Raw genomic sequence first — 7,816 nt, forward strand, 5'->3', positions numbered from 1 at the left:
CCTTCGCGTAGATTGCGTGGCGGGGAGACCCGAGTGCGCGAGGGGACGGACAAGCAGGTGGCAGGGGTAAGGCAGGGCGTGGCTCAGGCCCGCAGGATCGTCGTCAAGGTGGGCTCCTCGTCGCTGACCACCGCCTCGGGCGGCCTGGACGCCGACCGGGTCGACGCGCTCGTCGACGTCCTGGCCAAGAGCCGCAGCGGGGGAGAGAAGGAGATCGTCCTCGTCTCCTCCGGCGCCATCGCCGCCGGCCTCGCCCCCCTCGGCCTGCGCCGCCGCCCCCGCGACCTGGCCCGCCAGCAGGCCGCCGCCAGCGTCGGCCAGGGCCTGCTGGTGGCCCGCTACACCGCCTCCTTCGCCCGCTACGGCGTCCGCGTCGGCCAGGTCCTGCTGACCAGCGACGACATGAGCCGCCGCGCCCACCACCGCAACGCCTCCCGCACCCTCGACAAGCTCCTCGCGATGGGGGCGTTCCCGATCGTCAACGAGAACGACACCGTCGCCACCGACGAGATCCGCTTCGGCGACAACGACCGTCTCGCGGCCCTGGTGGCGCACCTCGTCCACGCCGACCTGCTGGTCCTGCTCTCCGACGTCGACGGCGTCTACGACGGCGACCCGGGCAGACCGGGAACCTCGCGGATAGCTCAGGTGCGGGGCCCGGAGGACCTCGCCGGAGTGGAGATCGGCAGCGCGGGCAAGGCCGGCGTCGGCACCGGCGGCATGGTCACCAAGATCGAGGCGGCCGGGATCGCCGCCGCGGCCGGCATCCCCGTGGTCCTCACCAGTGCCGTGCACGCCGCCGAGGCGCTGTCCGGCGGGGACACCGGCACCTATTTCCACATCACCGGCAAGCGCTCCGCGGACCGTCTGCTGTGGCTCCAGCACGCCTCCACCCCGCAGGGCTCGCTCACCCTGGACGACGGCGCCGTACGGGCGGTCGTCGAGCGCCGCAAGTCGCTGCTGCCGGCCGGAATCGCCGCCGTCGAGGGGGAGTTCGTCGCCGGGGACCCGGTGGAGCTGCGCGACGCCCAGGGACGCGCGGTGGCCCGCGGGCTCGTCAACTTCGACGCCAAGGAGATCCCCCAGCTGCTCGGCCGCTCCACCCGGGAGCTCGCCCGTGAACTGGGCGCCGCGTACGAGCGCGAGGTCGTACACAGGGACGATCTGGTGCTCCTGCACCCGTAATTGGTCCGAAACGTCCTCCCCCGGTGGTGGACGTTCCGCAAAAGCGTCACGTGGCGGCTCCGGGCCTGCTCAACTTTGTCTCAGGGACACCTTCCGCGCGAGCACTGCTCGACCCTGGGAAAAAGGAGGCCGTCGTGAGACGAGTGCGCCCTGGGACGACGTCCCGCGGTGGCACCGGCGGTACCGGGGGCGCCTCCTCCCGCGCGGCCGGCGAGGAGCGTGCCCTGACCAGCGTGGCGGCCGGCGAGCGGTACGAGGAACCGGCCGATCTGCCGCGCCTGTGGCATGTCACGCTCAGCGTCTCCGGAGCCGAGGCCCCCCTGGCGGAGGTCCGGCGCGGCCTGGAGCAGCTCGCCCACGACCACCCCTTCCTCCTGACCAGCAGGTATGCGGGCGACCACGCGGAGATCCGGTACTGGGAGGAGGCCCGCGACCTGCACGACGCGGCCGCGGTCGCGCTGCGACTGTGGGGCGAACACCGCCGCACCGCCCAGCTCCCGCCCTGGGAGATCGTCGGCCTGGAGGTCATCGACCGCGAGACCTACCACCAGCGCCTCGCCGAGGGCTACGGCCCGCCACCGGCGACGCCTGTCGGAGTTCACCCCTTTTGAGAGTGTCTCGGGGTTTGGGATGAGCGGTAACAGAGCCCGTCCGGCGCACTACCCTTCCCTCATGACCACGCTTTCGCCGTACGACTCCATGTCCCCGGTCACCCAGGCCGCCTATCGCGCCAAGGCCGCCGCCGCCGACCTCGCCCCGCTCCCGCGCGCGGTCAAGGACGACGCGCTGGGCGCCGTGGCGGACGCCCTGGAGGTCCGTACGAGCGAGATCGTCGAGGCCAACGCCAAGGACATCGCCAAGGCCCGCGAGGCCGGCACCAGCGAGGCCATCATCGACCGCCTCACCCTCACCCCGGAGCGGGTGCGGGCCATCGCCTCCGACGTGCGCGACGTCATCGCGCTGCCCGACCCGGTCGGCGAGGTCGTCCGCGGCTCGACCCTGCCCAACGGCATCGACCTGCGCCAGGTCCGGGTGCCCCTCGGTGTCGTCGGCATCATCTACGAGGCCCGCCCGAACGTCACCGTGGACGCCGCCGCCCTGTGCCTGAAGTCCGGCAACGCGGTCCTGCTGCGCGGCTCGGCCTCCGCGTACGAGTCGAACACCGCCCTGGTGCGGGTCCTGCGGGACGCCGTGGGCGGGGCGGGGCTGCCCGCCGACGCCATCCAGCTCGTGCCCGGCGAGAGCCGCGAGAGCGTCCGCGAGCTGATGCGCGCCCGCGGCCTGGTCGACGTCCTCATCCCGCGCGGCGGCGCCTCGCTGATCCAGACCGTGGTCAACGAGTCCACCGTCCCCGTCATCGAGACCGGCACCGGCAACTGCCACGTCTACGTCGACGCCCACGCCGACCTCGACATGGCCGTCGACATCCTGATCAACTCCAAGGCCCAGCGGCCCAGCGTCTGCAACGCGGCCGAGACCCTGCTGGTCCACCAGGACATCGCCCCCGAGTTCCTGCCGCGCGCCCTCGACGCCCTCGCGGAGGCCGGGGTGACCGTGCACGCCGACCCGCGGGTGCTGGCGTACGCGAAGGACACGAAGGCCACCGTCGTCGAGGCCACACCGGACGACTGGGACACCGAGTACCTGTCCTACGACATCGCGGCCGCCGTGGTGGACTCCCTCGACAAGGCCGTCGAGCACATCCGGCTGTGGTCGTCCGGTCACACCGAGGCGATCGTGACGACCTCGCAGCAGGCCGCCCGCCGCTTCACCCAGCTGGTCGACTCCACCACCGTCGCCGTGAACGCCTCGACCCGCTTCACCGACGGCGGCCAGTTCGGCTTCGGCGCGGAGATCGGCATCTCCACGCAGAAGCTGCACGCCCGCGGCCCCATGGGCCTGCCGGAGCTGACCAGCACCAAGTACATCGTCACCGGCGACGGGCACATCCGCCGCTGAGGGAACGGGCACCCGACGGCGGGGCATATGCGCCCGGCACGCGACCCCGCCGCATGAGAGCCGTCTCACCCAGCGGATGAATTTCCCTACCGTCTGCCCAAATTGACCCCCCAGGTCTACTCTGGATCCGTGCCGGAGGACGTGGGGGGCACGCCGTTCCCTGACGGCTGGGAGCCCGACGACGACCACGACCGCGGGGTGTCGGACGAAGAGTTCGCCTCCGTGGTCTTCGACGAGGCCTTCGTACGGGCGGCCGTGGTGCACGAGCCGACCGCCGTCGAACGCCTCCTGGCCGCCGCCCAGGCCAGAGCCGAGGCCTCCGAGGCGGAGGCCCGCCGCGCCCACGCCCGCGGGGAGCGCTACGAGGACGGGTACGACCCCTCCGGGTTCGGCCATGATCCCGACTTCGACGACCTGGACGACACCGACGTCCTCGAAGGCCGCTACGGCGCCCCGGGGACGTACGGCAAGAAGGTCAACTGGCACCGTCCGGTCGCCTGGATGCTGGCCATCGTGATGGGTATCGGCATGGTCGCGCTGGCCTTCACCGCGGTCTACCGGGGCGCCTCCTCCACCAACCGGGACCAGGTGCCGCCGCCCGCCTCGACGGGCCTGGAACAGGGCAGCGCCGCTCCGCCCTCCGCTTCCGCCGACACCTCGCCGCCCGCGGTCTCGGTGATCCCGCGCACTCCCTGAGCGGCCGCTTCGCGGGCGCCGCCGGTTCTGGGCCGGTTCTGGTGAGAACCTGTCAGAAGTTGTCGCGCACCAGGGCGTTTACCGGGGCTTCCCAAGACCTACCCTGAAGGTATGGGCGGGCCTGGAGACCCACCTGAGGGGACACCCGAGGGCGCCCCCGGAGGTGGAGAGGACGAGTACCGATCCGTCGTCTTCGACGAGTCGTTCGTCCGCGCTGCCCGCCTCCAGGAATTCTCCGCCCAGGAGCGCATGGCCGACCACGCGCCCGCCGTACGGCGCCGCCCGCCGCTCCACCGGGGCCTGTCCCGGCAGGCCCTGATCCTGGTTCTGCTGATCGCCGTCGCCTTCGGGACGGCGATCTACATGGGTGTACGGCACCCCTACCAGACGCCGGCCGACCGCCGGCCCGTCGAGCCCCTGCGGATGACGGTCATACCGCTCTCCCCGCAGGGCAAGGTGCCCGGGGCGGCCGATCCCGAGTACCTGTTCGCGCACAGCCCCGCCGCGCAGTTCCGGGTCGGCGCCGAGGGCATACCGCTGCCGCCCACGCGGCGCACCGCGCACTTCTCCGACAGTCAGGTGGTCGCCGCCCTGACCACCGCGAAGGACTACATCGTCCGCTCCTCGCTCTACCCCGAGGTGATCGGCGGCCAGGACGTCCGCTCCGTGCGCGTCATGCTGGACGGCGACCAGCTCGACCAGTTCGACCAGAGCTTCGCCCGCCCGACCGCCGACGGGCGCCATCAGCCGACCGGCTGGCTGGTCCGCTTCGACCAGACCCGCGCCGAGCTCGCCGACCCCAGGATCCGCGTCGAGGGCAGCCTGGAGGCCGCCGAGACGGACTCCGCCACCCTCGAGGTGACCGCCGACCACACCTTCGTCTACGCGCTGAAGCCGACCGGCTCCGCCGCGAAGGCCCCGGCGTCCCTGTTCACCGTCCGGCGCGAGCTGCACTTCCGCTTCGACCGCGACGACCTGCGGCTGCACCAGGCCCAGCTGACCGTCTCCTACGTCCAGGCCGGGCCGCTGTCCTGCGCCGAGGACTCCACCAACCACCTCCACCCGCTGCTGGCCGGCCAGACGGCGAAGTCGGGCGGCCCGGCCGGCACCGACCCGTACGCGACGGGCGGCACGGCGGCCCTGTGCGGCACGCTCGCCGCTGCGGCCCAGCCGAAGGTGTGACGGGGGCGCGGGGCGGGTTGTCGGCTGCGGCTTGGTGGGGGCTTGTCGCGCAGTTCCCCGCGCCCCTGGGGCGTTGCAGTCGCCCGGCGTCGGTCAGTCCTCGTCCGTCGGCGGTTCGTCCTGCGGCCGGTCCTCGCCCGGTGCCGGGCTCGTGAAGCCGTCGAAACCGCGCCGTACGCGGCCGCCCAGGCCCCCCGCCCCGCCGGCGATGTCGCTGACCAGCTTCATCAGCGGGTCCTTGGAGCTCTTCACATTGCTGGCGTAGCTCGCCGCCGACTCACGGAAGGAGTCGGAGACCGAGGTGTCCTTGTCCTCGTCGCGCCGCGGGTAGTGGCCGTCCATGATCCGCTGGTAGTCCCGGGTCTCGGACCACTTCTTCAGCTCGGCCGCCCGGATGGTGGTGAACGGGTGGGAGCGCGGCAGCAGGTTCAGGATCTTCAGCACCGAGTCGCGCAGATCGCCGCCCGCCTCGTACTCGTCGGCCTGCTTCAGGAACGCGTCCACGTTCATCTCGTGCAGGTGGTTGCCGCCCGCGATCTTCATCAGACCGCGCATCGAGGCCTTCAGGTCCTGCCCCACCAGCAGCCCCGCCCGGTCCGCGGACAGCTCCGACTTGCGGAACCACTCCCGCAGCGCCGTCACGATCGCCATGATCGCCAGGGTGCCCAGCGGGATCCAGGCGACCCGGATCGCCAGGTTCGTCAGGAACAGCAGGATCGTGCGGTACACCGCGTGCCCGGACAGCGCGTGACCCACCTCGTGGCCGATGACCGCCCGCATCTCCTCCTCGTCGAGCAGCTCGACGAGCCCGGTGGTGACGACGATGATCGGCTCGTCCAGGCCGATGCACATCGCGTTCGGCTGCGGGTCCTGGTTGACGTACATCGGCGGGACCTTCTCCAGGTCCAGGATGTAACAGGCGTCCCGCAGCATGTCGTTGAGGTGGGCGAACTGCTGGTCGGACACGCGCACCGAGTCGGACAGGAACAGCAGCCTCAGACTGCGCTCGGGCAGCAGCCCGCTGAGCGCCTTGAAGACCGTGTCGAAGCCGCTCAGCTTGCGCAGCGCCACCAGCGCGCTGCGGTCCGCCGGGTGCTCGTACGCACGGGAGGAGATCCCCGGGAAGCGCCGGCGCTGCCTGCTCGGTACGTGCTCGTGTCCGTTGTGCTCGTGGCCGTCGTCGGACATGTCTTCCCCCACATGCGTGTAGTGGCCCTTTGCGGACCCTTGTGCGGCCCTTTGCGCCCCCGAAGCAAGGCCCAGCCTAGGCGGAGTTACCGTGGACGGGCACCACACCGAAGGAGAGTCCCGCACCATGGAGCACATCCCAGCAGCCGCCTGGCTCGCCGCGGCCGCCAGCGCCCCTCAGCACCAGGGATCGGGGTACCTGCTCCGGGTCGTACTGGTGGTGATGATCCTGGGCTGCGCGTTCACCGGGTGGTTCCTGCTGCGGGGCTACAAGCGGAAAGACGACTGAGGACCGCCCGGAGTTCCCCGACGGAGGAGTCGGCGTGATCGCCGCCACGGCCCCCGCTTACGATGGGCCGACATCTTTACCCCGCCTACCGGATAGGTCCCGCCGAAGATGAGCCTCCACACCACCGCCGCGCACCTGGTCACCCTGGCCGAAGAGGGCGGCAACCACGACAGCCTCAACCCCGCGATCACCGGTGGCGGCGCCCTCGTCGTCCTGCTGCTCCTGCTGTGGATCACCACCCGCTTCAACCGCGACCGCTGAACCCGTCCTCCCCCCGAAGCGGGGCATCCCGGACAGCGGCCGAACCAGGCGCTCAGGTCGGGCCGGTAGGGTCTGCACGCATGGGAGAGCAGGACATGCCTACCGGTCCGGCGAAGGACACGTCGAGCGGCACCGAGACCCGCCGGCCGAGCGGACCGGTCATCGGACCGTCGAACCCCGGCAAGCGCCGCCTCGGCGTCATGGGCGGAACGTTCGACCCGATCCACCACGGGCACCTCGTGGCGGCCAGTGAGGTCGCCGCGCAGTTCCACCTGGACGAGGTGGTGTTCGTCCCCACCGGCCAGCCCTGGCAGAAGAGCCACCGCACGGTGTCCCCGGCCGAGGACCGCTACCTGATGACGGTCATCGCCACCGCCGAGAACCCGCAGTTCTCGGTCAGCCGCATCGACATCGACCGCGGCGGCCCGACCTACACCGTGGACACCTTGCGCGACCTGCGGGCCCTCAACCCCGACACCGACCTCTTCTTCATCACCGGCGCCGACGCCCTCGGCCAGATCCTCACCTGGCGCGACTCGGAGGAGCTGTTCTCCCTCGCGCACTTCATCGGCTGCACCCGCCCGGGCCATCCCCTGACCGACCACGGCCTCCCGGAGGGCGGCGTCTCGCTGGTGGAGGTTCCCGCGCTGGCTATCTCCTCCACGGACTGCCGTGCGAGAGTCGCCAAGGGCGACCCCATCTGGTACATGGTGCCGGACGGCGTCGTGCGCTACATCGACAAGCGCGAGCTGTACCGCGGCGAGTGAACCGAGAGGGGCACCGGTGAACGACCGATACGACGCGGGCTACGGCGGCGACCAGGACAACCAGTACGAGCTCGTGGGCTACGACGAGTACGGCCGGCCCGTCTACCAGCAGGCCGCCCCGCGGCAGGCGCCCCAGCAGCCGTACGACCCGTACGGGCAGCAACAGGGCTACGGCTACGACCCGTACGCCACCGGCCGGCAGCAGCCCCCGGCGTACGACCCCTACGGCACCGGCCGGCAGCCGTACGCCCCGTCCTACGACCCGTACGGCGCCGGTGCGGCCCAACCC

At 71.6% G+C, this 7,816-nt stretch carries 9 protein-coding genes and 1 pseudogene; 9 read left to right on the forward strand and 1 reads right to left on the reverse strand.

Annotated elements, in window-relative coordinates; genetic code table 11:
- Positions 1-78 precede the first annotated feature (78 nt).
- The 5 genes from proB to GRC12_RS39265 all read left to right on the forward strand — a co-directional run bounded on the left by proB (position 79) and on the right by GRC12_RS39265 (position 5,022).
- Positions 79-1,185 carry a glutamate 5-kinase gene (proB, locus tag GRC12_RS39245; protein WP_208785229.1) on the forward strand — a complete coding sequence of 369 codons (1,107 nt, stop codon included), beginning with the start codon at positions 79-81 and terminating at the stop codon, positions 1,183-1,185.
- A 134-nt stretch (positions 1,186-1,319) separates the two neighbouring features.
- Complete coding sequence (locus GRC12_RS39250) at positions 1,320-1,796, forward strand: hypothetical protein (RefSeq protein WP_208785220.1); 477 nt, start codon at positions 1,320-1,322, stop codon at positions 1,794-1,796.
- Between the two features lie 61 nt (positions 1,797-1,857).
- Positions 1,858-3,144: a glutamate-5-semialdehyde dehydrogenase gene (locus GRC12_RS39255; protein WP_208785222.1), complete on the forward strand. Its 1,287-nt coding sequence runs from the start codon at positions 1,858-1,860 to the stop codon at positions 3,142-3,144.
- Positions 3,145-3,273: 129 nt separating this feature from the next.
- Complete coding sequence (locus GRC12_RS39260; RefSeq protein ID WP_439959935.1) at positions 3,274-3,840, forward strand: SCO2584 family spore wall biosynthesis protein; 567 nt, start codon at positions 3,274-3,276, stop codon at positions 3,838-3,840.
- A gap of 111 nt (positions 3,841-3,951) precedes the next feature.
- Positions 3,952-5,022, forward strand: a complete 1,071-nt coding sequence (locus tag GRC12_RS39265) for an SCO2583 family membrane protein (RefSeq protein ID WP_208785224.1) — start codon at positions 3,952-3,954, stop codon at positions 5,020-5,022.
- A gap of 93 nt (positions 5,023-5,115) precedes the next feature.
- Here the strand turns inward: GRC12_RS39265 and GRC12_RS39270 are convergent, their stop codons facing one another.
- Positions 5,116-6,210 carry a M48 family metallopeptidase gene (locus tag GRC12_RS39270; protein WP_208785225.1) on the reverse strand — a complete coding sequence of 365 codons (1,095 nt, stop codon included), beginning with the start codon at positions 6,208-6,210 and terminating at the stop codon, positions 5,116-5,118.
- 127 nt (positions 6,211-6,337) lie between these two features.
- On the opposite strand from GRC12_RS39270, the gene GRC12_RS39275 reads away from it, so the two are divergent.
- From GRC12_RS39275 to GRC12_RS39290, 4 genes and pseudogenes are all read left to right on the forward strand, one after another.
- A complete protein-coding gene (locus GRC12_RS39275) occupies positions 6,338-6,499 on the forward strand; it encodes a hypothetical protein (protein ID WP_133041023.1) in 162 nt (53 codons plus the stop codon).
- A gap of 108 nt (positions 6,500-6,607) precedes the next feature.
- On the forward strand, positions 6,608-6,760 hold the full coding sequence (locus tag GRC12_RS39280; protein ID WP_208785226.1) for a hypothetical protein: 153 nt from the start codon (positions 6,608-6,610) through the stop codon (positions 6,758-6,760).
- A gap of 80 nt (positions 6,761-6,840) precedes the next feature.
- Positions 6,841-7,527: a nicotinate-nucleotide adenylyltransferase gene (gene nadD / locus GRC12_RS39285; protein WP_208785227.1), complete on the forward strand. Its 687-nt coding sequence runs from the start codon at positions 6,841-6,843 to the stop codon at positions 7,525-7,527.
- Between the two features lie 16 nt (positions 7,528-7,543).
- Positions 7,544-7,816 (forward strand): annotated as a pseudogene (locus tag GRC12_RS39290) (LytR family transcriptional regulator); the annotation flags it as partial.

It is taken from the genome of Streptomyces griseorubiginosus (assembly GCF_017614965.1).
Taxonomy (GTDB): domain Bacteria; phylum Actinomycetota; class Actinomycetes; order Streptomycetales; family Streptomycetaceae; genus Streptomyces; species Streptomyces griseorubiginosus_B.

What these genes read in the sequence shown, in the direction of transcription:
- GRC12_RS39255 (WP_208785222.1), top strand. Translation starts at nt 1,858, where the DNA reads ATGACCACGCTTTCGCCGTACGACTCCATGTCCCCGGTCACCCAGGCC.
- GRC12_RS39265 (WP_208785224.1), top strand. Translation starts at nt 3,952, where the DNA reads ATGGGCGGGCCTGGAGACCCACCTGAGGGGACACCCGAGGGCGCCCCC.
- GRC12_RS39270 (WP_208785225.1), bottom strand. Translation starts at nt 6,210, where the DNA reads ATGTCCGACGACGGCCACGAGCACAACGGACACGAGCACGTACCGAGC.
- GRC12_RS39275 (WP_133041023.1), top strand. Translation starts at nt 6,338, where the DNA reads ATGGAGCACATCCCAGCAGCCGCCTGGCTCGCCGCGGCCGCCAGCGCC.
- GRC12_RS39280 (WP_208785226.1), top strand. Translation starts at nt 6,608, where the DNA reads ATGAGCCTCCACACCACCGCCGCGCACCTGGTCACCCTGGCCGAAGAG.
- nadD (WP_208785227.1), top strand. Translation starts at nt 6,841, where the DNA reads ATGGGAGAGCAGGACATGCCTACCGGTCCGGCGAAGGACACGTCGAGC.